General features: G+C 68.4%; 24 protein-coding genes and 3 pseudogenes. 9 read left to right on the top strand and 18 right to left on the bottom strand.

Annotation, left to right across the window (positions count from 1 at the left end):
* Positions 1-557: 557 nt before the first annotated feature.
* The 9 genes and pseudogenes from ABZO29_RS03670 to ABZO29_RS03630 form a co-directional block, all read right to left on the bottom strand.
* A complete protein-coding gene (locus ABZO29_RS03670; RefSeq protein WP_367318660.1) occupies positions 558-1,319 on the bottom strand; it encodes a hypothetical protein in 762 nt (253 codons plus the stop codon).
* 295 nt (positions 1,320-1,614) lie between these two features.
* Positions 1,615-2,021, bottom strand: a pseudogene (locus tag ABZO29_RS03665) (proton-conducting transporter membrane subunit); the annotation flags it as partial.
* A gap of 290 nt (positions 2,022-2,311) precedes the next feature.
* Positions 2,312-2,409, bottom strand: a pseudogene (gene ndhC, locus ABZO29_RS03660) (NADH-quinone oxidoreductase subunit A); the annotation flags it as partial.
* 92 nt (positions 2,410-2,501) lie between these two features.
* Complete coding sequence (locus ABZO29_RS03655; RefSeq protein ID WP_367318659.1) at positions 2,502-4,361, bottom strand: PA domain-containing protein; 1,860 nt, start codon at positions 4,359-4,361, stop codon at positions 2,502-2,504.
* 1,055 nt (positions 4,362-5,416) lie between these two features.
* Entirely contained in the window at positions 5,417-7,699 is a 2,283-nt protein-coding gene (locus tag ABZO29_RS03650) for a heavy metal translocating P-type ATPase (protein WP_367318658.1), read from the bottom strand.
* A gap of 111 nt (positions 7,700-7,810) precedes the next feature.
* Positions 7,811-8,119, bottom strand: a complete 309-nt coding sequence (locus ABZO29_RS03645) for a heavy-metal-associated domain-containing protein (protein ID WP_367318657.1) — start codon at positions 8,117-8,119, stop codon at positions 7,811-7,813.
* A 366-nt stretch (positions 8,120-8,485) separates the two neighbouring features.
* Positions 8,486-8,899 (bottom strand): cupredoxin family copper-binding protein, encoded by a 414-nt coding sequence (locus ABZO29_RS03640; protein WP_367318656.1) that lies wholly within the window; start codon positions 8,897-8,899, stop codon positions 8,486-8,488.
* 254 nt (positions 8,900-9,153) lie between these two features.
* A complete protein-coding gene (locus ABZO29_RS03635) occupies positions 9,154-10,041 on the bottom strand; it encodes a DUF5134 domain-containing protein (RefSeq protein WP_367318655.1) in 888 nt (295 codons plus the stop codon).
* A 262-nt stretch (positions 10,042-10,303) separates the two neighbouring features.
* Positions 10,304-11,278, bottom strand: a complete 975-nt coding sequence (locus tag ABZO29_RS03630) for a hypothetical protein (RefSeq protein ID WP_367318654.1) — start codon at positions 11,276-11,278, stop codon at positions 10,304-10,306.
* 277 nt (positions 11,279-11,555) lie between these two features.
* On the opposite strand from ABZO29_RS03630, the gene ABZO29_RS03625 reads away from it, so the two are divergent.
* Together ABZO29_RS03625 and ABZO29_RS03620 are read left to right on the top strand one after the other, a co-directional pair.
* A complete protein-coding gene (locus tag ABZO29_RS03625) occupies positions 11,556-12,047 on the top strand; it encodes a hypothetical protein (RefSeq protein ID WP_367318653.1) in 492 nt (163 codons plus the stop codon).
* A 78-nt stretch (positions 12,048-12,125) separates the two neighbouring features.
* Positions 12,126-13,739, top strand: coding sequence for a multicopper oxidase family protein (locus ABZO29_RS03620; RefSeq protein WP_367318652.1), 1,614 nt, complete (start codon positions 12,126-12,128; stop codon positions 13,737-13,739).
* Here the strand turns inward: ABZO29_RS03620 and ABZO29_RS03615 are convergent.
* Together ABZO29_RS03615 and ABZO29_RS03610 are read right to left on the bottom strand one after the other, a co-directional pair.
* On the bottom strand, positions 13,730-14,134 hold the full coding sequence (locus tag ABZO29_RS03615) for a hypothetical protein (protein ID WP_367318651.1): 405 nt from the start codon (positions 14,132-14,134) through the stop codon (positions 13,730-13,732). The two genes, ABZO29_RS03620 and ABZO29_RS03615, sit on opposite strands and share 10 nt — an antisense overlap.
* Entirely contained in the window at positions 14,131-14,448 is a 318-nt protein-coding gene (locus ABZO29_RS03610; protein ID WP_367318650.1) for an ArsR/SmtB family transcription factor, read from the bottom strand. Before ABZO29_RS03610 ends, ABZO29_RS03615 begins: the two co-directional genes overlap by 4 nt.
* A 173-nt stretch (positions 14,449-14,621) precedes the next feature.
* Here ABZO29_RS03610 and ABZO29_RS03605 point away from each other — a divergent pair, with 173 nt between their 5' ends.
* Entirely contained in the window at positions 14,622-15,380 is a 759-nt protein-coding gene (locus ABZO29_RS03605; RefSeq protein WP_367318649.1) for a hypothetical protein, read from the top strand.
* A gap of 145 nt (positions 15,381-15,525) precedes the next feature.
* Here the strand turns inward: ABZO29_RS03605 and ABZO29_RS03600 are convergent, their stop codons facing one another.
* On the bottom strand, positions 15,526-15,693 hold the full coding sequence (locus ABZO29_RS03600; protein ID WP_367318648.1) for a hypothetical protein: 168 nt from the start codon (positions 15,691-15,693) through the stop codon (positions 15,526-15,528).
* 203 nt (positions 15,694-15,896) lie between these two features.
* Here ABZO29_RS03600 and ABZO29_RS03595 point away from each other — a divergent pair.
* Positions 15,897-16,040, top strand: a pseudogene (locus ABZO29_RS03595) (sulfite exporter TauE/SafE family protein); the annotation flags it as partial.
* 106 nt (positions 16,041-16,146) lie between these two features.
* Here the strand turns inward: ABZO29_RS03595 and ABZO29_RS03590 are convergent.
* Positions 16,147-16,881, bottom strand: a complete 735-nt coding sequence (locus ABZO29_RS03590) for a hypothetical protein (protein WP_367318647.1) — start codon at positions 16,879-16,881, stop codon at positions 16,147-16,149.
* A 1,659-nt stretch (positions 16,882-18,540) separates the two neighbouring features.
* On the opposite strand from ABZO29_RS03590, the gene ABZO29_RS03585 reads away from it, so the two are divergent.
* The gene (locus ABZO29_RS03585) at positions 18,541-19,146 is read left to right on the top strand and encodes a dihydrofolate reductase family protein (protein ID WP_365189037.1); all 606 of its coding nucleotides are present in this window, start codon (positions 18,541-18,543) and stop codon (positions 19,144-19,146) included.
* Between the two features lie 234 nt (positions 19,147-19,380).
* The gene (locus ABZO29_RS03580) at positions 19,381-19,572 is read left to right on the top strand and encodes a hypothetical protein (RefSeq protein WP_367318646.1); all 192 of its coding nucleotides are present in this window, start codon (positions 19,381-19,383) and stop codon (positions 19,570-19,572) included.
* Between the two features lie 208 nt (positions 19,573-19,780).
* Here the strand turns inward: ABZO29_RS03580 and ABZO29_RS03575 are convergent, their stop codons facing one another.
* Complete coding sequence (locus tag ABZO29_RS03575; protein ID WP_367318645.1) at positions 19,781-20,266, bottom strand: hypothetical protein; 486 nt, start codon at positions 20,264-20,266, stop codon at positions 19,781-19,783.
* A gap of 113 nt (positions 20,267-20,379) precedes the next feature.
* Between ABZO29_RS03575 and ABZO29_RS03570 the strand changes: the two genes are divergently transcribed.
* A complete protein-coding gene (locus ABZO29_RS03570; protein ID WP_367318644.1) occupies positions 20,380-20,670 on the top strand; it encodes a class I SAM-dependent methyltransferase in 291 nt (96 codons plus the stop codon).
* Positions 20,671-20,723: 53 nt separating this feature from the next.
* Here the strand turns inward: ABZO29_RS03570 and ABZO29_RS03565 are convergent, their stop codons facing one another.
* The 4 genes from ABZO29_RS03565 to ABZO29_RS03550 form a co-directional block, all read right to left on the bottom strand.
* Positions 20,724-21,587, bottom strand: coding sequence for a F510_1955 family glycosylhydrolase (locus ABZO29_RS03565; RefSeq protein WP_367318643.1), 864 nt, complete (start codon positions 21,585-21,587; stop codon positions 20,724-20,726).
* Positions 21,588-21,618: 31 nt separating this feature from the next.
* Positions 21,619-22,644: an NlpC/P60 family protein gene (locus ABZO29_RS03560; protein ID WP_367318642.1), complete on the bottom strand. Its 1,026-nt coding sequence runs from the start codon at positions 22,642-22,644 to the stop codon at positions 21,619-21,621.
* 212 nt (positions 22,645-22,856) lie between these two features.
* Positions 22,857-23,768, bottom strand: a complete 912-nt coding sequence (locus ABZO29_RS03555) for a M56 family metallopeptidase (protein WP_367318641.1) — start codon at positions 23,766-23,768, stop codon at positions 22,857-22,859.
* On the bottom strand, positions 23,765-24,139 hold the full coding sequence (locus tag ABZO29_RS03550) for a BlaI/MecI/CopY family transcriptional regulator (RefSeq protein ID WP_367318640.1): 375 nt from the start codon (positions 24,137-24,139) through the stop codon (positions 23,765-23,767). The genes ABZO29_RS03555 and ABZO29_RS03550 overlap by 4 nt, the downstream gene beginning before the upstream one ends.
* A 180-nt stretch (positions 24,140-24,319) precedes the next feature.
* Between ABZO29_RS03550 and ABZO29_RS03545 the strand changes: the two genes are divergently transcribed.
* Positions 24,320-24,736: a DUF6153 family protein gene (locus ABZO29_RS03545; RefSeq protein WP_367318639.1), complete on the top strand. Its 417-nt coding sequence runs from the start codon at positions 24,320-24,322 to the stop codon at positions 24,734-24,736.
* Positions 24,737-24,824: 88 nt separating this feature from the next.
* The gene (locus tag ABZO29_RS03540) at positions 24,825-25,481 is read left to right on the top strand and encodes a DUF305 domain-containing protein (protein WP_367318638.1); all 657 of its coding nucleotides are present in this window, start codon (positions 24,825-24,827) and stop codon (positions 25,479-25,481) included.
* Positions 25,482-26,858: the final 1,377 nt, after the last annotated feature.

Here is a 26,858-nt window from a genome sequence, read left to right as displayed (position 1 = left end):
CTCCAGTCGGGGCGCACCCTCGCGACGCCGCGCGGTCCTCGTACCCCTTCCCGGCGCCCAACTCTGGCCGTGTGGCTCGGCAACCCGCCCGACCTGGTGCGCCGCGGTTGGCTACCGACCGGCCGTTGGGTACCGCCGTGCCAGCGCCTCGGAGATGCCGTCCCGCGGCACTCCCCGGACTGGGTCTCACCGGCCGAGTGCCATGTCTCAGCCTTCCGTCGCTGCGCTCCGAGCCGAAGTCGTGGTATCCGGCGTTGGGGAACAGCCCGGTGGCGGTGGCCAGGCGCACGTTGTAGTTGAAGATCGCCGTGACTTCCACGATGTGCAGGATGTCCGTGTGGTCCTCCGGCACTGGGAAACGGGGATCGGCCAGCGGACGACTCTCGCAGGGATCGTGTTGCGCGCCGAGGACCACGGGAGCGGCGCGAGCCTGGCACGGGCCGGTCAGACGGCCGGCTTCCTTGCGGTGAAGCCGGACACCTGACCGGCATCGCTCCGCTGGACGAGCAGAGGGCGGCCGGATCGCACCGGCCGCCCCGTTCACGCCGGTCCTGCCGTCAGCTCGCCCAGACCACGAACGTGATCACCGATTTTCCGCCACCGAAGTCGCGGACATAGGTGTCGCCGTGTGCGGAGTGCGCTGCGCGCCGGCCCCAGCTCGCCTTGTCGTTCCCGACCTGTGGCACGGCCGCGGACTGGTCGACGGTGCTCGTGGAGTCGAGGTGGGCGTAGATGGTCGCCAGCTCGTCGTAGTCGTGCTGGTTGGGGTGGAGGTTGCTGGGCGGGCCGTCGGGGTTGCTCGTGTAGTCCATGCACGTGCCCAGGTTGGCGTTGTCGAAGTTCTCGTCCTGGTGGTCGAGGCCGAAGGTGTGCCCGACCTCCTGGCAGGTCACCAGGGCTCTCCACGACGGAGTGTTGTACGTCGCCGTGTTGAAGTACGTGTCGTTGAGCTTGACCGTTCCTGCGGTGATGTGGGTACCGCCGGTCACGGATATCGACGCGATGCCGAGCCAGCCGTTGTTGCCGTAGGTGTTGTTGCAGACCTCGACCCGGCCGCTGGTCGCTGCACAGCGGCGTGCGGAGGACTGGCCCGCCACCACGGTGGTGTCCAGGACGCTGGACTTCGACCAGTCGCTGGATGCCATGCTCAGGTAACTGTCCCAGGTGGAGGAGACGTTGTCGCCGAGCTTGAGGGTGAACGGGTTGGCGGTCCGGGCCCAGTGATAGCCGCCCCACGAGTGGTTGGCCTGGGCGGTGGTGCTGAACGTCAGGGTGGCGGCGGCCGCTGCGGTGACGGCGGCGAGCAGCTTCATACGCACGAGGGGTCTCCTCAGTGGTTGGGGATGAAAGCCACACGCGACCCCGGATGAGCCCCTTCGTCGACAGCCCAGCCAAGGTCACGAATACCGTGCGGGTGGTTTCGGTGGTGACTGACCGTTCAGGCTGGACGACATGCGACAGGGCATGCCGGTGGGGCTCCAGTCGGTTCGTGAGATCAAACCGGATGCAGCGTAAGGGAGTTACCGCGAGTTTGTCATGGGCACGGCCTAGGAATTCACAGTTCCGTTTGGTTCGGGGCAGTGCCACGGTCGCTTCGAAGCGGCCCGCCCCGACTCAGCGGCTGATCGGTCCGGTCAGCGCGTCGAGAACTCGTCCTCCTGCCAGACCGGTCACCCGGTCTCCCTCAGCAATTGGCAGGGGCCTCGGGAGACCGCCGGCGTAATCGAGCGCAGGTAGTGGAAAAGGGATGCCACGGTGTTGACGGCCGCCCCGACGGCGAGCCAGGCGTATCCCCCGTCGAAGGCCGCACTGAACGCCTCGAGTTTGCCCAGGAAGACCGAGGTGGGTGGCGTGCCGAGGAGCCCGAGTAGGCAGATGACGAGGCTCGCGGCGAGGAGCGGAAGCTCGCGCGCGGTGAGGGCCCCGATCTTTGGGACGGTGGTGAGGAGTGCTGCGACCGGCGGGCTGCTGCCCTGCACGGCAGCCGGCACCCACAAGTGAGCCGGCACCACCCCAGGCCTTGAACAACACTCCCGCAACAGCCCATCGTTCCTGTGGCGACCAGCTCCTTGGGCGCCTCACGGAAAGTGCGCAACACCATCAGAGACCAGAGCCGGGCGGGCCGCTGACGCCGAGGTGATGCGCGTGCTCAGAGGCCGGCGGCCCCAGCCCGGCGGTCAGCCACCGCAGCGTCCGGGAACGCTCGGCCCGGCGGATCAAGGGACGTACGAGGGCGGAGAGTTCCCCGGCGGAAGCACCGCCCAGGGGCCCGGTCGCGGACGTACCCGGCGCGGGCGGTCAAGTCACCGCTGGTACCGACGGCCGAGACGACCTTCGTCCAGGGATACGTGACAGCATTTCCACGTCGAAGGCAGGGAAGATCATCGTGACCGGGTACCAGCGCACGTATAGCGGACCTGGCTGCTGAAGCGCAGCGCGTCTGGCATGGCGGGGTCCGGTTGTTTTCCGTTGCCGTGGGACCCCGCCGCCCTCAGTTCAACTCACCGACCGGTGTACTCGAAGATGTAGAGCCCGAAGTCCCGGTCAGAGGCTGCGACGTACTCCTTGCCGAAGCAGGTGAAGGTCTGGACACCCCAGAAGTTGTTGCCTCCCTCGTCGATGAAGCGGCCGACCTCCACCAGCTTGTCGTTCTTGATCTTCGTGACCCGGAATCCGCCCGCGTAGTAGGCGAAGTACGCGAGGTCGGGCCGGACACCTGAGGTGGCCACCTCGTGGACCGTCAGGTCGCCGAAGCCGGAGGCGTAAGCGGGGTCCTGACCCTCGGGGATGGCGTAGGTGTCCAGCTCGGTCATCTTCCCGGACTTGTTGCGGTAGAGGTGCGCGTAGCCCCAGCCGTCGAAGTACGACGAGAAGGTGAGCCGGTCGCCCTTCGTGCCGATGTCCACCGGCAGGGTGGCGGGACCGGTGCCGGCGAGGCAGTCCTCATTGCTGTAGGGCTGGTCGAAGATGGCGAAGCCCTGGCTGCGCGGGGCGACGCCGAAGGTCGGCAGAGTGCCCTCGACGCTCATGCCGCTCTGCGCGTCGCAGGCGTCAGAGCCGGTGCGGTTGAAGACGAGCACGGCGTCGTAGCCGCCCGCCGCCTCGACGTTGGCGACCTTCTCGGTGAAGGTGCAGGTGCCGCGTTCAACGACGGCGATGTCCACCGCCGCAGCGTCACCCGCAGGGACGGCCGGCCCGCCGTTGCACGCCAGGCCGACGTACACCGAGCCGCCGGTGACGGACTTGCCCGCCGCCAGGGGGATGCCCTGCCCGGCGGTGACGGCGGTGCCGTCGTCGAGGTTGCGGGCCGACAGGGCATAGGGTCCGAAGTCCTCGTCGGCGCCGATGACGTAGCGGTTGTCGAGGGTGAACTCGGCCTCGTGGCCGTTGCCTTCCGGTGCCACGGTACGGCCCCTCTGGGCGCCCTCGGGGTCGGGGTCGGTGAAGTCGGTGTCGCCGATGTACTTGATGTTCTTCGGATCGGTGACGTCGAGCGCGACGTAGCCCGCGTCCCAGTAGGAGGCCACCATGACCTGGCGGCCGCGGATGTTCTTGACGACCATGTCGTGCAGGAAGACCTCGGTGAGGTTTTCCGGGGCTGGCTGGAGGATCTGCGGGAACATCTCGTCGAGGTCGTACTCGGCGACGAGTTGCGGCTTGCTCGGGTCGGTGATGTCCATGATGTCGACGTCGGTGCCCTCTTCGTTGTCGACTATCACGGCGTACGCCTTGTTGCCCGCGTCCCATGCGAACACGCTGTGGATCTGGCGCGCGATCTCTGTCGGCTCGCCATCGAGGGTGAAGTCGCCGACGCCCTCGGCGAGCGTCTTGGGCTTCGTGGGATCTGTGACGTCGTAGATGTTCATGCCGCCGACGCCGGTGTCGCCGCAGATCTCGTTGTTGCTGACGAGTACGTCGCCGTTGAAGGACGGCGTGGACAGATGCACCGTCTGGATGCCTTCGCCGGGGGCGCTGCCGGCCGGGGCCGGGATGAAGCCGGCCTCCTTCGGCTTGCTGGGCTTGCGGATGTCGACGACGTGCACGCCGGTGTTGTCGCAGCCGACGCCACCCCAGGAGGCGAGGTAGGCGTAGCCCTTGTAGACGCCGACGTCGGCGATCTTTCCCTCGACAACATTGCTCAACTTGAGCTTGCTGATCAGGCGGACGTTGTGCTGAGTGGCCGGCAGGTGTCCTTCGTTGCCGCCGTGTTGGTCGTGGCCGTGTGTGGCTGCCGCGTTGTCGATGGCGCCGTCGGTCGCCGAGACGCCGTCATGTGCTTGTGCGGAACCGGCGAGAGCGGTCGTGGCGAAGAGCATCGCCGCGAACATGCCCACGCCGGTCTGTCTGTGGGCCTTGCGCATGCTGACCTCCACTCGTGTGGCCGGGGTCACCGGCCCGTGACGAGGTGATGCCGGTCACCAACTGACCAGCATCGCGAAGGTACTTAGTGGATTCTTTGACCGAAAGGCCTTTAACGAGATCGTATTTTGCCGGGACTTGGTGAGAGTGCTGCGCCGACGCCGAAGAGGAACGCAAGTCGTGGGCGCGGGGCAGCAGAGGCCTTCGACCCCCTGGTGGGCCGAGGGTCGCCGTGACCAGGCTGAACCGCCGCGCGCCGCGACCACGAAGGCCCCTCCAGGCGGTGGCCATGGAACGGCTTGAGAGTCATCTCGATCACTGCGTACGCGAGGCCATGGTGGCCGGAGGGGTAGTGGCCCAAGCCAAGATCACAGAGGCGTCGCAGGCCATTGGGCGGCTACCGCGGACGCGACCCTGGATGCATGGACCAAAGCGACCTGATCTCCACGTTGGAGTCAAGTGCCGCACGAACCGGCGGGCCGGGACTGGGACTTGGCCGGCTGGGATGCGTGAATCAATTAAGCAAGTTAGTATCGCAGCCGCTGAAAGGGATGGGGTGTGTTGCCACTACAGGCATGCTGCCGCGCCGCCGCTGGGGGTGCCGGTCATGTGGTGTGCAGCAACACAGCGGCTACGGAGCACCGCTTGCCGCGACTGGAATGCCGAGCCGCGAGACCGTGGGCGGCCAAAACCCTGATCCGATGCAACCCACAGCCGCGCGCACGGGCAGGGGAGGCTGGACACGTCCTCCAAGAACGCCTGCCCGTGCGCGCATCCGTCGGACTTCGGCCGGACGGCGCAGGAGTCAGCCCTTCTCCCCTGCAGACCGCCGCACGCGGATGACTGCGCCAAAGCCCCCTGTCGGCCGGCGTGAAACCGGCACTTGGCAGGGCTGGCAGGGCTGGCAGGGCTGGAAGGGCACCTCTCCCTATACGGCCGCCGTGTCCATGCCCGCACCCCGGCTCGGGTCAGGAGAGGGTCGACGGGGGGCGAACCAACGCCGAGGGCGCCCGGCCGAAAAGGCCGGGCGCCCTCGGTCAACACGGTTGCCCTCTATCTACTTGAAGCTACGCAGCCGCAGGCTGTTGGTCACCACGAACACCGACGAGAACGCCATCGCGGCGCCTGCGATCATCGGATTGAGCATGCCGAAGGCGGCCAAGGGCAGGGCGGCGACGTTGTAGCCGAACGCCCAGAAGAGGTTGCCCTTGATGGTGGCCAGGGTCCTGCGGGAGAGGCGGATCGCGTCGGCGGCCACGCGCAGGTCGCCGCGTACGAGGGTCAGGTCGCCGGCCTCGATCGCCGCGTCCGTTCCGGTACCCATCGCCAGGCCGAGATCGGCGGTGGCCAGCGCCGCCGCGTCATTGACGCCATCACCGACCATCGCAACCGTACGGCCTTCGCTCTGCAGCCGCTTGACCACGTCCACCTTGTCCTCGGGCAGGACCTCCGCGATCACCTCGTCGATGCCGACGGAACGGGCCACCGACTCGGCGACGAGTTGGTTGTCGCCGGTCAGCAGAACGGGCGTCAGGCCCAGTCGGCGCAGCTCGGCAACCGCCTCGGCGCTGGTCTCCTTGACTGCGTCGGCGACGGTGAGGACGCCGCGCGCTTCGCCGTCCCAGGCGACCGTGACCGCCGTACGTCCCTCGGCCTCCGCGGCGGCCTTGATCTCGGACAGCTCCCGGGGCAGTTCGATGACCCATTCCTCGAGGAGTTTTTCCCGGCCGACGACTACGGCGTGTCCGTCGACGACACCCTGGACGCCGAGGCCGGCGACGTTCTCGAAGTTCTCCGGGACCGGAAGGCCGCCGGTCCGCTCCGCGGCGCCGGCCGCGATGGCCTGGGCGATCGGGTGCTCCGAGGCGTGCTCCAATGCGCCCGCAAGCCGCAGCAGTTCGTCCTTCTCGACGCCCGGTGCGGGGAAGACGTCCTGGAGCTGCATGCGGCCCGTGGTCACGGTGCCCGTCTTGTCGAGGACGACGGTGTCGACGCGGCGGGTGGATTCCAGGACCTCGGGGCCCTTGATCAGGATGCCGAGCTGGGCCCCGCGGCCCGTGCCGACCATCAGCGCGGTCGGTGTGGCCAGGCCCAGCGCGCATGGGCAGGCGATGATCAGGACGGCGATGGCGGCGGTGAAGGCGGCGACGGTGTCGCCGGTGGCGCCGAGCCACAGCCCGAACGTGGCGACCGCGAGGAAGATGACCACCGGCACGAACACACCGGAGATCCGGTCGGCTAGCCGTTGCACCTCGGCCTTGCCGTTCTGGGCGTCCTCGACCAGTTTCGCCATCCGCGCGAGCTGGGTGTCCGTGCCGACCCGGGTCGCCTCGACGACGAGGCGGCCCCCGGCGTTGACGGTGGCTCCCGTCACGGCATCGCCGACCGCCACGTCCACCGGCACCGACTCGCCGGTCAGCATGGACGCGTCCACCGCCGATGCACCCTCGACGACGGTTCCGTCGGTGGCGACCTTTTCACCGGGGCGTACGACGAAGCGGTCACCGACCGCCAACTGTGAAACCGGAATGCGTACTTCCTTGCCGCCTCGCAGTACCGAGACGTCCTTCGCGCCGAGCTCCATGAGCGCCCGCAGCGCCGCACCTGCCTTGCGCTTGGACTTCACCTCCAGGTAACGCCCGGCGAGGATGAACGTGGTCACCCCGGCTGCGGCTTCCAGATAGATGGAGGAGGAGCCGTCGGTGCGGGAGATGGTGAACTCGAAGGCGTGGCGCATGCCCGGCATGCCTGCGTGGCCCCAGAACAGCGCCCACAACGACCAGCCGAACGCGGCGAGTGTGCCGATGGACACCAGCGTGTCCATGGTTGCCGCGCCGTGCCGGGCGTTCGTCCAGGCGGCCTTGTGGAAGGGGTAGGCGCCCCAGACGACGACCGGGGCGGCCAGGGTCAGCGACAGCCACTGCCAGTTGTCGAACTGCAGGGCCGAAACCATCGCCATCAGCACGACGGGCACAGTCAGTACCAGCGACACGTACAGACGCTGCCGCAGCGACAGGAGTTCACCGTCCGCGACGGGACCGGCCTGCATCTCGCCCTCGTCGGCTGCGGCAGACGCGGGCGGGGGCGGCTCCTCGGCGGTGTAACCGGTCTTCTCGACGGTGGCGATGAGATCGGCGACCTCGATGCCGTCCACGTACGAGACCTTCGCCTTCTCGGTGGCGAAGTTGACGGTGGCCGTGACCCCGACCATGCGGTTGAGTTTCTTCTCGATGCGGGCGGCGCAGGAGGCGCAGGTCATGCCGCCGATGGAGAGCTCGACCTCATGGGCGGGGGTAGGCCCTGTATCGGGAACTGCGGTCGTGGGAGCCGTGCTGGTCATGGGCGTATCTCCAGGGGAAGGCCGGGACACGCGGCGTCCGTATCAGCGGAGCGGCGCGTCCCGGCACGGGGAGGAATGCGCGTATCCGGGGCCATGAGGCCCAGGAAGCCGTCAGGCGCGGCCGACGAGTTCGTAGCCGGCCTCGTCGACGGCGCCGCGGACGGCCTCGTCGTCGAGCGGGGCGGCGGAGGTGACGGTCACCTCGCCGGTCTTGGCGACCGCCGTGACCGCGGTGACGCCGTCCAGTGCGGAGATCTCCTGCGAGACGGCGCCCTCGCAGTGGCCGCAGGTCATGCCGGACACCTTGTAGACGGTGGTGACGCCAGCACCCTCGATCCGGACGTCGGACGTGGTGCCGGAGCCGCAGGAACCGGAGCCGCCGCAGCAGGAGCTCGTGCTGGTGTTCGTCTCGGTGGTCATGGCTTCTTCCTCAGGTGTGGATGCGTGGGTCGCTCGCCGGAAGGGGGTGGTTGCACACCCTCTCCCGGCAAGCGACAACACTATACCCCCTGGGGGTATTCCTCTGCTGTGGTGCTGCCCACACGATCTGTTGCCGGCACCCTGCTTGCTAGGTTACTTAGTAGGAACTTCGCGAGCTGCATCCGGCGTTCCGTCCGTTCTGGGACGCCACGCCTGGAACCCGCGAGATCGAGGACTCGATCGCGAACGGCGCCAAAGTCGCGATCCGGCCGGCGACCCGTGGGGTGCACGAGTGGGGATCTCCCAGGCGTCATCGCGTCCTGGGCGCCAGCCTTCACGCGGGCGCGGCCCGAGGGCGCCGGCGGCTCAACGGACGATCAAAGTGCCTTTCATGTTCGGGTGGAAGGTGCAGACGAAGGCGTACTGACCGGCCTTGGACGGGGCGGTGAACGTCCCCGACTTTCCGCCCGCGATACTCCCCGTGTCGAAGGCATTGCCTTCCGTTGCCGTGACGGTGTGCGCGACTGAGTCTTTGTTGACGACGGTGATCTTCTCGCCCGGCTGAACTTCCGGATTCGCCGGGCTGAACGCGAAGTCCTCCATCGTGACGGTCTTCGAGCCCGCTGTGGTGGACGCGGGGCTCGAGGTGGAGGCGGTGGGGCTGGAAGGCGTCGAGGCGGGCTCCTTGTCCCCGTCGGAACACGCGGTCGCCAGCAGTAGAACGGAAGCTGCTCCGATCCCCAACGGGATGGCGCGCCTGCGGAAGTGTGACAGCGGCATCGGACCGGTCCCTTCGGACGGGCGCCCGCGGGCGGGCCTGCGCTGGGATCACGGAGTCCGAGTCCGCCCGGGCGCGTGGAGCGCTTGCGTCCATTCTCTCCGTCCCGGGCACCGATCTCTCCGTCCCGGGCACCGAGTACGAAGAAGGTCCGCAGATCGGTGTCGCGTCCCGTCCGAGTCCTGGCGTGCCGACAACACCCAACCCGCTGCGCTGTGACCGATGCCTCCTCGCGCCGATCAGTGATGCCAGGCGTTCACGCGGCCATCATGATCAGCATCGCGGACATGGTCCCACCCATGCCTATGTGAGCCGCCAGCGCGGCGTCCGGCGCGGCTCCGAGCTTGCGGCGCCTGCCGTGACCCGACCGGTGCCCCATCCGGGTCCTGTCCCACACCGAGATCGTCAACGACGCCAGGAAGACGAGCACGGTGTCCGGCATGGCGAGCAGCCAGCGCCCCAAGCTGCGCGGAGCGCCGACATCTCGGCTGCTGCCCTTGGTTCCCCGGACCCTGGCCCATACCGAGGCCCCGATGGACAGCAGGAAGTACACGGCGAGCGCGGCGATCACCCACCGCCACAACGAACCGGATCCGCCCGAAGGACCTGCGTGGGCCGCGGCATGGGTCATGCCCGACATGTCCATCCCATGCATGGAGCCCATCCCCTCCATAGAGCCCATCCCATGCATGGACTCCATGCCGGCCATCTGGTCCGAGCCCGAGCTGCTCGCCATGTTCTCCATGCCCGGCATGTGCGCCATGGAGGAGCCGCCCAGGGCGAGCACCGGTCCGTTCGCTGTACTGGTCATGGCCAGCGTCATGATCACCATGCCGGCGCTGCCGACGATGAGGTGCACCCAGTGGCGGCCGTGCTTCCACCCGCCCGTGCGCGTGTGCTTCACCGCCATGGCCACGCCGCCGAGCCCGAGGATGCCGAATACCACCGCCCACCACACGCCGTAGCCCGCGTACCAGCCGACCGTCGCCGGCAGTGCCATGGCTGCCATGCACAGGCCCATCAGCAGGTCGCCGCCCGCCGCGAAACGGGCCTCACCGCTGGTGGTCGCCATCCGGACCCCGCTGACGGCGGCAACCAGGGCGGCGACCGCCGCAATGGCCCAACTGAGCGCCAGAGTTCCCATTTTCACCTTCCCGGTCGTCCGAACACGGTCGGTCGGCGCTGCCGACGCCGCCGCGTCGTACGGAGCGCCACAGGGCGCCGCGTGGGCATTGACTGCTAGTGCCCTTAGTACGTTTCGAGGGTGCAGGGTGTTCAGGAACACTGGTGATTTCCGGGCGAGCTCCGGAAGACGGCTTGTTCCGTTGGGGAGTTCAGCGGCCGGGCTCTCTGGAAGCGGGGGTGCGGGCAATAGTGAGGCCGGGCCGCCCGCGGTCCGAGAGTCATCAATCGAAGTTGTTGACCTGATCGAAGGTCTGTGGACCTGTGTCCTGCCACTGTTGAGGGCTGAGCAGTCGGCCCAGCTCGGCGAGCCGGTGGAGCGCGGTGACCGCGCCCCGGTCAAGGGACGCGCCGCTGTAACCGACGTAGGCGACCACACCAGGGGCGGGCTCCCACGCCAGCGCACCATTGCCGCCGAGCGCGGTCGTCACGACCGCGGGCTTGCCGTGTACGGTGCCTGAGGTCTGCGCCTGCCTGGCATACAGCAACTCCTCGATGCCGCCGCAGCGAGCCACACCCGTGAAGATGAGGCCGTACGAAAGCTCCTCGGCCTCACCGACATCGTCCGAGCCGTAGCGCGCCTCGCGCAGGACGTGCGGGCGTGAGGTGCCCGTGGACACCACCGAGAGTCCGGACGGTGGCTTGACCACGGGACGCCCGGAGGCGGCGGTGGTCGCGACGGCAATGGCCGCCAGTTGAGACTGCGGCAGGTCGCCTCGGACCCGCGCGTACGAGCCCGCAAGAGGCCAGACGATTTCCCCGTCACGGTCCCAGCCCGCTACGCCGCCGATCCGGATCGGACGGCCGTCCCGAGGCCTTGCCACAGGGAACGTCACCACTGCGCCGTTGCGCGCCAGCGAGCCGTCCGCCCGCCGTACTGTCACCGTCCAGGGTCCGGCATTCGCAGTCCGGTCGTGCCGGTTCAGCGAACCCTGGTTCAGGGCGACTCCCTTGATCACCAGGCCGGGCGTCTCGTCTTGCCTCACGGAGGCGTCTGGACCGTCCGCGAAGGGGATACCGGCCGTTGAGGGAGACGGCGACCTCCGGGGCCCTGCCGACTGCTGGGTGTCTTCCCCGCTCACGGCGATGAAGCTCACTACGAGCGCTGCGATCATCACCGAAGCCACCACCGTCACGATCAACCAGCGCGGCGGTTTCCACGGTGGCCGCTCCGGGCCGCCGCTGAGAATCTCGCTCATCTGCTGAGCCTCCTCCCCTGTCCGACAGCCGTGTGGCACGGGCGGGTCCCTTGCGGCTTGCCATCGAAATCGCACGTCACGGCCGGCTTCACGTTCTGTGTACACCGCCCGCCGCTCATCGGTTCCAGCCTGGACGAACTCCAGTCGCGGTCCGACGAGTCCAAGCGACTCGGGCCGGGGCGGCCGGTCAGCGGCGTTGCTGCCGTCCGCTCGCCTCCGATACCCGTCGGGGGTATAGTGGCCGGACCTCGGCAAAGGCATGTGATTAGGTGAGCCCATGGCGATACGGACAGCTCGTGGCGGCGGCATGACCGTCCGCTGGACGTACGGGGTGCTGATCGCCCTCTGCGCCGCGCTGGCCGTTCTCGTCCATCACGACACAGCCTCGATGGGCGCCTCGGCCGGCATAACCACCTCCTCCATGTCCGAAGTGGCCGGCTCCTCCATGCCAGGCGGCTCCCACGCCGCCCACATGGCCGGCTCGTCCATGCCGAGTGCCTCCCACGCCGGCCACGTCATGCCGGACGAGGGGGACTCGCCGACCTGGGCACCTTCCTCCCCGAGCAGCGCCGACGCCGGTGGCTGCTCCGCGTCCGGCATGCAGCACTGCACCACGGCGGGTGTCGCCTCCGTGCAACTCGCCGTTCCCGACGAGGGCAAATGCTCCCCGCTGATCTCCCTTCGGGAGGCCGCGGCGGGGCGTGTCCCCGACACTGCCGTCGGCCGAGCTCCACCCGACCTCTCAGTCCTCTCGCAACTGCGCATATAGGCCGCGCCGGACGGCGCGCGATGTGCCGTCCCCTCCGCGACCACATCGGCAGTTTCGAGAACAGAGGACACAACGCAAATGAACAGCATCAACCGTCGCTCCGTCCTGCTCGCCGGGCTCGGAGTCGCGGGAGCCGGCGCGCTGGCCGCGTGCAGCAGTGGCTCCGGCAGCGGCACCACCTTGGTCAACCCATCCGGCTCGGCGGTCGCCGCTGTCGACAAGAAGCGCAAGGCCACCGGACGCCAGCAGAAACTCACCCTGACCGCGGCACCCGCGATGATCGACCTGGGTGGTGGCGTCATGCCGAAGACCTGGGCCTTCGAGGGCCGAACTCCTGCAAAGGAGGTCCGGCTGTCGGTGGGCGACACCCTGGTCGCCGAGCTGTCGAACCAGCTCCCGAACAAGACGCCCACGTCCATCCACTGGCACGGCATCGCGCTGCGCAATGACATGGACGGAGTGCCGCCGGCCACCCAGACCGCCGTCCGGGCCGGCTCGACCTTCACCTACCGGTTCGTCGCCGACGCCCCGGGCACGTATTTCTTCCACCCGCACGTCGGCGTCCAGCTCGACCGTGGGCTGTACGCCCCGTTGATCGTCGAGGACCCCAAGGAGAGCCTCGACTACGACGACGAGTGGGTCGTCCTCCTCGACGACTGGGTCGACGGGGTCACCGGCACCCCCGACGAGGTCTTCGCCGAGCTCAAGCACGGCATGGGCGGCATGAGCATGGGAGACGTCAGCAGTACCACCTCCAGCGGCATGGAGGGTCATGACATGGGAGACATGGGAGACATGGACGGGATGGACATGGGCGACTCCCCGTCCGCTTCCTCATCGGGCGGCATGTCGATGAAGTTCATGCTCATGGGAGCCGAGAGCGACCTCCTCGGCGGAGACGCCGGCGACGTGAAGTACCCGCACCACCTGATCAACGGCCGGGTGGCCGCCGACCCGGACGTCTACTCCGGCAAGCCCGGCAAGAAAGTGCGGCTGCGGATCATCAATGCGGGCGGTGACACCGCGTACCGGGTCGCCCTCGCCGGCCACAAGCTGACCATCACCCACACCGACGGGTTCCCTGTCCAGCACCAGGAGGTGGACGCCCTGCTGGTCGGCATGGGGGAGCGCTACGACGTCCTCGTCACCCTCAGTGACGGCGTCTTCCCGCTCGTCGCCCTGGCCGAGGGCAAGAACGCCAACGGTCTCGCGCTGGTTCGTACGGGTTCGGGGAGCAGGCCGTCTGCGAGCGTCCGTCCGAAGGAACTCGAAGGGATGATCATGACGTCCTCCCAGCTGCGCGCAGCCGACGACGTGCGTCTCAAGTCGGCGAAGACCGATGTCACGCACCGGATCAGACTGACCGGCGGCATGATGACGTACAACTGGGCCATCAACGGCACACCGTTCGACATGAAGAATCCCGAGGCGAACCCGATCACCATCCAGGAAGGCCGGCGGGTGCGGCTCGACTTCGTCAACGACAGCGACATGTGGCACCCGATGCACCTGCACGGCCACACGTTCCAGCTCGGCGCCTCCGGCCCGCGCAAGGACACCGCGATCGTGCTGCCGAAGAAAAAGCTGTCCGTCTTCTTCGACGCCGACAACCCGGGACAGTGGATGCTGCACTGTCACAACGCCTACCACGGCGAGGCCGGGATGATGGCGAACGTGGCCTATCAGGCCTGACGTTCTCTCGCCCGCCGTCCGGACGGGCTCATCGACCGGAGCGATGGGCGCGTCCGGACGCGGGCCTGCAGGCGGCGCCTCACGTCTCGGGCATGCGCGCGACTCCGGTGACGCACGGAGAGCTGGGTGACATACGACCTTCGACACTTGGCCTCATCCGGCTCGCCGCTCCTGATCGCGGCCAGCAGCCGTATCAGGACCACCACCGCAGCGACGACCTCGATGCCGGAGTCGATGCCGAACCCGATCAGTGAGACCGCCCCGGCCACGGCGCCGGCCGAGATGGCGGTGATCGCCTCGAGGACGTGGTTGCCGATGGTGAACTTCGCGTACCGCACGGCGCGGTGCGCGGCCGGCCCGGTGACGTCGGGGACGGTGGCAGGGGTGGTGCTCATCGGACGGACTCCTCGGCGGCGGTGGTCCCGTGGGTGGGGCACAGGTCGACGGCCTCGCCGGTGGCCGCGAGCACCTGCTCGGCGGCGGCCATCAGGTCCAGCAGCTCGGGCTGCGCCAGCGTGTGCACGGTGGCCCTGCCCTGCGGCCGGGAAGTGATCAGGCGGCAGTCGCGCAGGCAGGACAGGTGCGCCGAGACCGTGGACCGCGCCAGCCCCACGCAGTTCACCAGGTCGGTCACCCGGGCCTCGCCCTCGGCCAGGCGGCGCGGCATCGCCAGGCGGGCCGGGTGGCCCAGCGAGCGAAACAGGGCCACCGCCACATCTCAGACGATGTCATCTGACTGGGTCGTCTCATGCACGCCGATCGGTGCACCGGCCGGGTCCGGACGGCCCTGGGCGGTCCCAGCGCCCCGAGAGAGGCTGGAGGGGAGAGATCCGCGGCCGCCGGGTCGGGCGGCCGCCGGAACGGCCCGGAAGGGTGATGATCATGCCCCACACGAGCAGGCGGACCGCCGCCGCGCTGGCGGCCCTCGCGCTGGCCGGCACGCTGGCCGTCGGATGCGCGGCAGGCGACAGCACCTCCGGCGGCGCCTCGCTCCGCCCTGCCGCCGCCCAACCCAGCCCCTCGGGCAGCGACTGCTGGAGGTCGGGCACATCTGGCGACGACTGGGACGACTGGGACTCGTGGGGGCCCGGCATGGGGCCGGGAATGATGGACCGCGATGACTGCTCGTGGGGGCAGGGCATGATGGGCGGGCACTACTGGCAGCGCGGCGACGGCACCCCGGTGACGACCCTGGACCAGGCCCGGCAGCGGGCCGATGCCTTCGCCGACCGGCTTGACCTACGTGTCGGTGAGGTCATGCAGTTCTCGAAGAACTTCTACGCCGAACTGGAGACCCACAGCGGGAAGCCGGCCACCGAGGTCCTCGTCGACCCGACCGATGGTGACACCGGGATCGAGTACGGCCCGGCAATGATGTGGAACACCGACTACGGCATGCACGGCGGCGGCCAGACCCAGACCCGCATCTCTCCCGACCAGGCCCAGGACCGCGCCCAGAAGTGGCTGCGCGACCGGGGCGGCAACCTGACCGCTGGCGAGGCCGAGGCGTTCCCCGGCTACTACACCCTGCACACCCTGCGCGGCGGGAAGATCAACGGCATGCTCTCGGTCAACGCCTCCACCGGCGTCGTATGGGACCACACCTGGCACGGCACCTACATCGCCACCAGCGAGCACTGACAGGCGCCGGAGACATCACGGCGCCCCTGACCAGTGCCACCAGCCGTGCGTTCCTTCGCGCGCTGCCCGGCCCGGTCGTCACCTGGGGCGCGCGGACCGGGCACCGCCGCTGCTCAGGCCGTCATGTCCGGGTCGAGGCGGCTGTTCATGTCCAGCTCGAAACGACCGTACGGGTCCGCGTCGGTGAGCCTCTCGGCCCACTTTGGGCGAGCATGGAGACTTCCCGGGCTTCCATGTCCGTACCCGCCAGGTCGCCGTCCTTGCCGTAGAAGAGGTCCTTGTTCGCGCTGTTCCAGTTCTCCACCACCTGCAAGCACGTACGCCACCGCGGCCGCCGGCACCCCCGGCGGAGTCTGGGAACCGGGCCTCCACCTCGAAGAGAACTTCAACAGCACCGCGAAGCCCAGCCGGTTCGCGCCGGACTTGTTCCGCAGGCGCTTCATGTCGTCTTCGAGCAGCGTCCAGACCTCGATCGGATCCTCCGGCTCCGTCCTGCCGCACCGGCACCCTCCGCCTCTCCGCGGTCCCATCCTGGCCGGTCGGGGCATGACTGTCGCTCAGGTATCCCCAGCTGCCCTTGCATCGACCTTCGCCCCCTCCTTGGTCGGCGCCGCAGCCTTCGCACCGCTGTCCCCTACGGACTCCGGCGACATCGCTCCGACTGGTACCTCGGCCTCGGTGGAGTGTCTCGGCGGCTACTCTCCTCGACGTCCTCTACGCCGTGCAGTCACTGCGCTGACACCACCCGCCCGGGCGCCCGCGGGTCTCAGTGGCTGTGACCATCCTCGGTGTGACCGGACTCCGTGGCGGTCGGGGCGGTAGTCTTCGGGGCCGTTGGCTCGGAGGAGGACGCAGGTGCCTCCTCACCGGCCTCGTGCTCGTCCGGCTCCTCTTCCGTACCGCCGCCATGGCTGTGGCCGCCCTCGCCAGGCGTCTCGCCAAGCCCGTCCGCGATCGTGCGCAGGCCGAAGAAACTGACGGTCGCAGTGAGCAGGACGGCCAGCCCAACAGGGCCGAATATGCGGCGCCAAGAGGACTGGGGGTCCTTGAGTACGAACGCGACGAAGGAAACGGTGATACCGAGGGGGACAAGTACAGCGCCCCTGGCCGGGAAGTCCTCGAAGTGCTGCAGGCCGCCGCTGAGCATGCCGATGCCGAACGAGAGCAGCAGCGAAGACACGATGACGAGGACGGCACGGGGGAGAGCGGGGCGGTCGGCGGCAAGCAGGAACTCGTTGACGAGTGTTGCCGTCAGGAACACCAGGACGCCGAGGATGGCAATCTTCGTGTACCGGGCCGGATCCAGAGGGTGGTGTACGACGGCGCCACTGATCAGGCCCGCGCCGACGAAGTACAGGACGTATCCGACGTAGCGGCCCGCGAGCGGGGCCGGCTTGCGCGCGCGGTGGCGAGAGCGAGCGCGGCGGGCGGCCGCTCGGCCGCCTTCAGGGTGCGGCTGGGTTGCGGAGGAGGATGCGGCGTGGTCGGTGACGAGGGACAAGGAAGGGCCTTTCGGCGGCTTGGAAGTTCCAGGGACGAGGAAGTGAGGGCAGGCCGGGTCCCGGCATGGACCAGTCACGGGGTACTCGGCCGGGCCCGAGGGCACGGTTGCTGCGTCGGCGTTTCTGAGCGCACGAAGCCCTTCACCGAGCCGACGGAGGCGTTGGTGAACAGCTGCCGACAGGCAGGGGCGTGCCCTGTCTGCCTAAATGCGCAGCACAGATGTCTGTGGGGGAAAGCCTGTCTGTGGGCTTGCGGTGACGGCTCGCGTGCCAGAGAGAAGCAACAGACCGCAGAGATCGGTCGCTTCGAGCGGCGAAGTGCTGGGCGGAGGTACGTCGAGCACTTCGTTCGGCTGACCCGGTGCGCAGTTGTGCGCGGAGTCCGTGGACCCGCCGTCCTCAGGTTGATCGTGATGGTGATCCGCGGAGGGCTCCAGCCCGTCCGTGGACAGTGATGTGGTGACCCCGGCATCGAGGTGGCCGGTGGCGCTTTCTCCATGCAGTCCGTGCGTGAACAGCAGGCCGAGCAACAGTGTCGCCAGGCACAGCAGACGGTTCAGCTGCGGAGCCGCCGTGCGGGCCCTCGGCGTCGCTGTGACCGTCCGTTGCATGAGCACGGCGCGATCATAGCCAGTCCGGACGGCGGATGTGCCGCCAGGCTCAACGAGGCTACTCGTTGCCGGTACGTCGTCGCGCGCCCTGTACTGCGCGTCCGGCATTCGAGCATCTGAGGACCACACACGGCTGGCTCGACCTCCCGCCCCGATACCGCCGCCTATGAGCACGGCCCTGCATCACATCCGGGCATGCCCCGCTGGGCGAAGGTGTTCGGTATCGTCTCGGGATCCGCGCTGCTGGTGGCATTCGTGCTCATGCACACGATCGGTGGCGGGATGGGCGGCCACTGAGCGCGACGGCCATGAACCCCCGCCTCCGCAAGCTCACCCTCACCGCACATGTCACCGCCTCGGTAGGCTGGCTCGGGGCGGTCACCGCCTTCCTCGTCCTCGCTGGCTGATCAGCATCGGTTGCGACGATCCTGCTGCTCGTGCACATGAAGATCGTGGGCCACGTCGCCGATGTTGCGGCCCGGACCGAGCCTTTCAGGCGGCGGCCTCGTGGGAATGAGGGTCCAGTTGGTGGCCGACGCCGCCGCGGCGCTTCTCGTACTGCTCGTGGCGGTGACGCTGTCGTACGAGCCGAGGGGGCTGACCAGTTACGGGTGGCGCAGCAACACGAGTCACGAGCACAGCCGCCACGCGTCGTCCTGGATGGCCGTGACGTTGTTCAGCGGCTCCACCATGACGACTTCACGTGGCCCCGTTTTGTGGATGTTCTGTGTATGTCGGACGTCCCGAAGTGGCCCCGGGGGACGGCCCGGAGCGGTACCGTCAGGGATCTGCTTGTGGGGCTGTTCGCGGGTGGGGCTGAGCTGGACCTTTGACAGAACTCAAACCGCCGTGCCCAATCGTGCGAGACCATTCCCCGACTGCGTGCATAGTGCAATCATGTGGGTCTCCGCGCCCTCCGAAGCAGTGCCGTCCGCAGGCCTGATCGGCTGCATCGTCATGGGTTTTCTCGTTACTCCACAGCGCGGCCGATGAGTTTGTGGCTCCCGGCCGGTCCAAGCTCGTGACACGCTAGGAAAGGACACCGCCATGTCGGAGCTTCTCGTCGACTTCATCACCTCCCTCGACGGCCACGCATCGGGAGAGGGATGGCCCGGGTTCTGGGGCCTCGAGGGCCCGGAGTACCTCGCATGGCTCGGCAAGCAGCCCGAGGCCACCTACCTGATGGGAGCGAACACCTACCGCCTGATGTCGGGCTTCGCCGCAGGTGAGGTCCCGAATGGCCAAGACGAGTTCAGGCCCGAGGAAGAGGCGTCCGTCGACGAGCTCACGCAAGCGTCCAAGGTGGTGTTCTCCTCTTCACTCGAGGAGCCACTGACGTGGGCCAACTCCACGCTCGTCCGCGACGACGCCGTCGAGGCGGTCCGCGCCATGAAGTCGAGTGGCTCGGGGCTCCTCAGCACGATCGGCAGCCTGAGCCTGTGCCGGTCCTTGCTACGAGCTGGACTCGTCGACCGCTTCCGGGTCGTGATGTTCCCGGTGATCACCGGGGCCACGGGCGAAGAACGCATCTACGACGGCTATCCGGACGTTGCCCTCGAGATGATCGAGCACCGCACCTTCGACGGCCGCATCCAGCTGGTCGAGTACAAGCCCCGCGTGCTCGAGCACCCGCCGCTCGGCGTCCCCGCATGACGTCGCCCCGTCCGCCGGTCTGGACGGCTGCCAGGCCGGCGCCGGCGGGCGCGGAGCAAGACCTAACAGGGGGCGAACGGCCAACGGCGGGGCGCCCGATCCAGGTCGTGGCCGCGTGAGGGTGTCGGCACCACCGACCGCACCTTCCTGCCCGACATCCGACGCCGGCTCACCGAGACTGAGTCCCTGGTCGCATCCCGGCAGGCCCGACACACCGACCGCTACGGGGAGCCGATGAGCTCGGCCAACGTCTGGCTGGAACAGCGCAACGCCGAGATCCGCAGCATGCGCCTGGAAATCACCGCCCTGCGAGCCCAATCCGACAACAGCACCACCGCCGTTCGCGGCCCCGGCGTCCTGGGCCGCGACGGCTACCAAGACCATTCCGCAGCGTCGGGCACGAAAGGCGGCCCCTTCGATGACTGACCTCCCCGCCCCCGCCAACAAGGACATCGGCACTCGCCGCGTCACAGCCCTCAAGAAGGCAGCCCAGGATATGAGCAAGGGCGCAACCAACCGCGCGGAGGCCGGGCTCCGGTCGCAGCGAACAGCGACGGCACCGTGATCCAGACCCTGACGCAGGCCCTCCGCACTGGCACGTGGCCAATCGCAGTCAGCCCGATCGAGACGCTGGCTACGAGTCCGAACGCAGCCCCAGCATGCTGTGCTGGACCACACCGGCGGAAGCGTCGGCCACTCCCGAGGCCTGACGCACCACCTCCACCAGCTGTTGACGAAGTTCCACTGCCGGCTCTCCGAGCACGACACCGCTGAGCACCAGCTCCAGCATCAGGCAGTCATAGTCGGCCGAGTTCCCATGAAGGCCCCCGCGGCCCGCTTCCACGACGGCTGAGGCGATCCGCCAACCACCACCCTCGACAGGTGCGAACGTCGCTTCGAAGACGCCAAAGCCGGTCCAACTGCGGTGCAGATAGACGACCCTGTCCTCAGCGAAGACGTTCCACTTCTCATCCATGTCCCGGGCCCGATACCCTCTCCGGATCCGGTCCCAGTCGGCGTCCGTCCAGACACGACCGGGGAGCTGCGACATCGGTCCGGGCGTGTTGATCGACAGAACGCGTCGGAACGACTCTCGGGTGATCGGGGCATCGGCAGCCATGACGCGATCCTACGGATGGACCACTCCGCCAGGACAGCGACTTACCTCCAAGATCAGATCGCCCGGCAGGGCGAGCGAATCCAGCCACCTTCCGGACGCGTCATCAATGCTCGATGATCGACAAGGTGTCGAGATATTTGTTAGCCGTCTCCTTGCGTTACGACGAGGCGTACGGCGCCGAGACGAAGTACCAGTCACTGCTTGGCGACCTCTGCCAACGGATCCCGGCCGGTGGGACAGTGCTGGACCTGGGCTGCGGCAGCGGGGCGCCGGTCGCACGCACTCTGGCCGTCGCCGGCTACCGGGTCACCGGCATAGACATCAGCGGGTCGGCGTCGGCGTCGGCCCGGCGGCATGCTGATTGCGGTACTGCGGCGGTGGTCCCAGGGGATGCTCGTGAATGATCGGTCGTGCGTGGCCTGACCGTTCATCCGGCCGGGCTTTCGTGTCGCCCAACTCAGGAAGCGAGCGGCGCGAGTTGGGCGAAGGTTTTGCCGCCGTCGCGCGACTCGTACACGCCCGTCATCGTCGCGGCGAGAATGTGGTCGGCGTCGACGGCGGTCAGCGCCTGGGGCCGGCCGCCGGGCACGGTCGTGAGTTGCTTCCACGTCGTACCGCCGTCCATGCTGCTGCTCAGCTTTCCGGACGTGTCGATGCCGAAGAGGGACTTCTCGGCGGGCCAGGACAGGAACGCCTGAACCTGTCCGGAACCGTCGCTGAAGGTGCGGCCGCCGTCGGTGCTGGTGACGACGCCTTTCGCCGTGGTGGCCAGCAGTTTGTCGCCGGCGGGACTCACCGCGAGATCGAGGGCCTCCAGGGTCGCCCCATCGTCCCAGTTCTTGAGGTCAGTGCTGATGCGGATCCGGCCACCCTCGTATCCATAGACGGTGCCCCTGGCCGAGTCGAGGGAATGGAAGTCGGCCTCTCCCGACAGCGACCGGGACGTCCACGTGCGGCCCGCGTCCTTGGTCTCGATGAGACCCACGTTGCCCGGACGGTCGGTGCCGGGGGCGCCGTGCCCACTGGCGATGAACGTCTTCTCGCCGGTCACGGTGAAGCCCATGAAGTCGTCCTTGCGGTCGCCGACGAGCTTCGGTTTCTGGCCCCTGGCGACCGTGTACAGGCCCTGGTGGGTCGCGACGTACACACGTCCGTCGGCCGGGTCGACGCCCAGGCCGTGCACGTGGGACAGGGTTTCGGACGACGTCGATGCCTCCTCGCCCGTGTCGGCTACTCCGCTGCCGCAGGCGGCGAGGACCAGAGAAGCGAGCGTGGTCCCGACGGTGGCGATCAGGGCGCGGGGGATCGGGCGTGCGGTCAAAAGAAGTTCCTTGATGGTGCGGGGTTTGTGATCAGGGCCTGGTCGCAGCGTAGAACGGCATGTAGCTCACGGGGGTGATCTCGATGTTCTTGCCGGTGCGGGGGGCGTGGATCGCCTTGCCGTCGCCGATGTAGATGCCGTTGTGCTGGCTGTCGTTGTACCAGTAGATGATGTCGCCGGGTTGCAGGTCCGACTGCGCCACCTTGCGGCCGGCGTCGTACATCTGCTTCACGGTGCGGGGCAGTGAGACGCCCGCCGCGCGCCAGGCCGCACCCACCAGACCCGAGCAGTCGTAGGAGTCGGGCCCCGTGGACCCCCACTCGTAGGGCTTGCCGAGCTGGGCGTAAGCGAAGTCGATGGCGGTCTTGGCGCGGCCGCCGGCGGGGCCGTTGTAGGTGGCCGGGGCGTCGCTGGTGCCCGCGGCGGCATCCTCGCTCTTCTGGTCCGCCGCCATCTTGGCGCGCTGGGTGGCGGTGAGGCTGTTCAGGAGCTTGCGCGCCTTCGTGAGCTTGGCTTGGACTTCGTCCTTCTTCTCCTTGGCCCTGGCCCGCGCCTCCTCCAGGGACTTCAGCCGCGTCGCGGCGCCCGCGCGTTCCTGGGCGAGTTCCCGCTGCTTGCTCTGCAGCGCTCGCAGGGCTTCGGCCTGTCGGTCACTCGTGCGGCCGAGTGCCTGGGCCTTGTCGAGGTAGTCGTCCGGGTCGCCGGCGAGAAAGAGCTGCACGCTCGGGTCGATGGCGCCGCTGCGGTACTGCGCCGCGGCCAACGGGCCTATCTTCTCGCGCAGTTCGTTGATCTCGTGCTGCATGCGGGCCAAGCGGTCCTGCGCGCCGTCCACTTCGCGCTGGAGCTTTTGCTGCTTCTCGAGGATGCCGTTGTACTCCTCGGTGGGAGCCTCTGCCTCCTCGTAGAGCTTCTCCACCTGCTTGCGCACCTCGTCCACCGAGGGTTTTGGGGCCGCCTGGCTCTGGCTCGGGAGGAGACTGACCGCACCAGCGGCCACCCCGAGCGTGGCGATTCGGGCACGGCTGGGCGGCTTCGGCCGGCGGTGCGTTCCCATGCGGGGGCGACTCCTTTGCGCGTCTGTGGACCGGGTGACGGGCTTGGCCGTCGAGTCGGCACCAGTCAGCTTCGGCACCGTCTCCGTGGACCCAAGACCGGGGCGCGAGCCCCGGCACTCAGCGCCGTATTCATCGAATGGGTGAGAACTTAGTAGCTTCGTAGTAGGCGTCGCAAGCCAGTCCGAGTCGCACCGGTCTCACTGGCATCAGGTCAGCCGAGACCCGGCGGACAGGCCACGAGCAGTGGCAGCAGTGGAACCGCCAGGGTCAGGGCGGCGACGGAGCCCCACACAGCGGGGTGCGGAGCCTTGCGGGGGGCGAGGACTCGCTTCAGGCGGATGAGTACGGTGTGGCCACCCGCGGCCAGGGTCCCCTTCGGGGCTCGGGCCGCGGCCATCTCGTATATCGCGGTGGCCAGCACCTCGTGGGAGTGGCGGCGCAGCGCACGGTCGTCCGCGACCATCTCCAGCAGCAGTGTGGTCTGCTCGCGTGCGTGGCGGGCCAGCGGCACCCACCGGAACACCGAGTGGAAGGCCTCCACGGCGGCCAGGATCAGATGGTGCCGGCCCGTGATGTGCGCCTGCTCGTGCTCCAGTACGGCGGCGAGTTGATCGGGCGTCAGTTGGCGTACCGCCGCGTCGCTGATCACGATCCGGGCCCGGCGGCCCGGCAGACAGTACGCGGCAGGGATCCCGTACGGGAGTACCGTGGCGCAGAGGCGGGTCGAGTGCCGGCCCACCAGGTCGACGGCCGCCCGGTGCTGATTCCGTGCGCGGCGGGCTCGTACGACGTGAAAGGTGAAACTGGCGACGAGGGCGGTCCCGATGGCCACCGGGACTGCGCCCGCCGGCCGGTACGCCGTGTCGGACGTGGGCTGTCCCGCCCACACGTCCAGCCCGCAGGTGTGGAGCAGGTCCGCGAGGCCCGTGTGCAGATGCTCGGTCGGCATGACCACGCTGGCCGCGGTGAGCGCGGCCGCGATCGAGAACGACACTGCCAGGGCGTGCCACACGGCAGCCGCCAGCGCAGGGGCCTGGTGCGGCCAGTTGCTGCGCAGCAGCAGGCTCGGGGCGACGAAGCCCACCGCTGCGGTGTAGCCCACCAGCGCCGGGGTGGCGTTCACGAGTCCGCCTTGCCCTGTCGACTCACGTTCCGCAGGGCCTTGCGCAACGCAGTGAGCTCTTCCTGTGACATGTTCTCGACGAAGTGGACCAGCGCTGTGGGACGGTCCTTGCTCTCTCCCAAGCCGTCCTCCATGAGTGCGGCGGCGTACGCCTCGCGACTGCGGACCGGTGAGTACAGCCAGGCGCGGCCCTGCTTGCCGCGGAGCAGCCAGCCCTTGGTGTAGAGGATGTTGGTGACGGTCATCACCGTGGTGTAGGCGAGGGGGCGGGTCTTGTTGATGTCGTCGACTATCTCGCGCACCGTCGCCGGACGGTTCCACGTCCACAGGCGGTCCATGATTTCCGCCTCCAGATCCCCCAGTCGCCGCATGGCCCTGACTCCTTTTCGCCACCGAATACGCAAGGCCATAGTAGACGGCTGACCTGTCACGTTTCGGGGGCGAAGGCGCGGGGTCATGGTCGGCCAGTGGGCTCGTAGCCCGCCTCGTCGCGCCTACTGCGGTGACCTCCGTCATGCAGGAGGACCGTGATCCATGCCTAGGATGAGGCCGTGATCCGCCTGGGACAGCTCGCTCGACCGCACTCGGCGTTGCGGTCCTTCGGGCTGCTCGTGTGCGCGCTGCTGCTGGGCCTGCTCGGCATGCACGGCCTGGGCCCAATGCCCGGAGCCGTCCACGCCTCATCCGAGCACGGGCGGATGCCGGCGGCCGTGCAGACGGATGTCACGGTGCCGCTACCGGCCGAATGCGATCACGGCGACGGCGGCTGCACGGGTCACACAGGCCACGCGGATCCGACCTGCGCTTCCGCGTCCGTGAGTGGAACACCCGTGGTGGCGCCGGTACTGCTGCCCGACACGGAGGCCTGTGCGGGGTCGGAGCATCTGCGCACCTCTCCGGCCGGCACCGGTCCCTACGGCGGTCGGGCTCCCCCCTCGCTTGCTGAACTCCAGTTGTTGCGGATCTAGAGAGGCCCGCGCGTCGCTGCTCGCCCATGCGGAGGCGGCGAGGCGCTGCGGCATGCCCTTCACCAGATCCGAACGCAGGAGCTCAATCATGAATGCACACCGCAGGCTCATCCGTCGTACCGCCCTCGCCGTCACGGCAGGCGCCGCCGCCCTCGTCCTGACCGCCTGTGGCGGCGACAGCGACAGCGGCAGCGGGGGTCACGACATGGGGTCGATGAACCACGACTCCGGCTCGTCCGCGACCGCGTCGGCCGAAGCCGGTGCCCACAACGAACAGGACGTCTCCTTCTCCTCGGAGATGATCCAGCATCACCGTCAGGCCGTGGAGATGGCCGAGCTGGCCACGAGCCGCGCCTCGGCACAGGAGGTCAAGGACCTCGCCGCGAAGATCAAGGGCGCGCAGGATCCGGAGATCAAGACGATGTCCGGCTGGCTCACCGCGTGGGGCGAGGAGGTCCCCGAGGACATGTCCTCCTCCATGCCGGGCATGGACCACGGCATGTCGCATTCGATGCCCGGCATGATGAGCAGCCAGGACATGGAGAAACTGGACAAGGCCTCCGGCACCGAGTTCGACAAGATGTTCCTCGAGATGATGGTCGAGCACCATGAAGGTGCCATCGAGATGGCCAAGAGCGAGAAGGCCGATGGCAAGTACGGTGCCGCCGTGGAGCTCGCAGACGACGTGATCACGGCCCAGACCGCCGAGATCGAGCAGATGAACAAGATGCTCGGTAAGAGCTGACGCGTCGTCGGGAGACGGTGTGGTCGAGCGCACGCCGCCGTCGACCACACCGTTGTCCACCGCCCCCATTGAGGCCGATCGGGTCGTTTGCACTCGATGAACTACCAAGCCGAGTCCTGTCGTTGGGCCTACCGGGTGGCGGTGGGTCCGGCGTGTGGCTTGTTCACGCGGTGTTGTGACGGCTCGGAATGCCAAGGCTCCCACTTGGGGTTAGGATCACGGCATGATTACGGCCTGGTCTCCTTCCGGCGTGCAGCGGAGCCGCTCATCGGCGGCTCTGTGGCGTGCCCTGGGACTGGGCCTGTTCCTCTTCGGCCTGCTGTATACGCACGCAGCCAGCCCGGAAGCGACGGTGAGTCACCTCGAATACGGCGCGGGCGTCTCGGTCTCCAGCGTTCATTTCGAGTCCACTGCCGAAAACGGAAACGTTGCGAGTGCCACGCTGCCACTATCGGCGGATGAGCAGGCGGGTGGTCATCACGACGGCCACGGAGAGCAGCACGCAGTTCACGAGTGCGCGCTCGGACAACCTCCCCACGGACCCGATCTGGCCGTGCCCTGCCTCTCTCCGCTGAGGTCGGCGAGCGATAGCGGCGGCATGCCCCGGTTGGCGTACCCCCGTCACTCCGCAGCGCAGGGCGCCGTGGCCCCGATAGCGCACTCGGACTCGGCGGTTCTTCGCATCTAGGTCAGCGCTCGCCGGACCGGTTGACGTCTCCCGGGAATTCGCGGACGCGGCCCATGGCCGCGGTCGTGTGTCCCATCGGCGTCCGGTTCACGGCGTCTGACCTCCTGCGCATGGCCTTCACAGCGTGACGCGGGGATGGTCGACGGCTTTCTCCACCACCCCCCACTGATCTCTGCCTCTGCCGTGAGTGTTCCGGTCAGGGCAGCAGCCGCGCGGAGGACGTGTGCCGCCCACCTTTGTCACCTCTCGTACTCCTGAGCAATGCGGGCGTGCTTTCCACAGGACCCGTCTTGCCCGGAGCATGCTGTACGCCCTGCTGTTCATGTTGCTGGGGTGCCTCAGCGACAGGCTCCACGCGTCGGAGCAGCCCCACGACCGGTTGGCAACCCCGCCGGGTAAAGCCCTCCTCCTCGCGGAGAACCCCGAGGGCGAGATCCTCGACGCATCCGACTCCTTCGACCGCTGTCTTGGGTCCCACCGCGGGCCCGTCGCGCGACTGCAGTCGGCGGCTCGCGTCACACCGCCCGCCGTCACCGCAACGGCACGGACGGACAGGACGGAAAGTCCCGCGCGCCAACCGTCCGGAGCCTTCCGAAGACTGCTGCCGAGCGGCGGCAGGTCCGCTCTCACCGCCATCTGCCGGTGGCGCATATAGATGCCGCGCCGCGGGTCGGCCTTGATGCCGCCCG

Source organism: Streptomyces sp. HUAS ZL42 (assembly GCF_040782645.1).
GTDB lineage: Bacteria > Actinomycetota > Actinomycetes > Streptomycetales > Streptomycetaceae > Streptomyces.
Note: the sequence above shows the minus strand (reverse complement) of the source record. Positions and strands in the feature narration are given on the sequence as shown.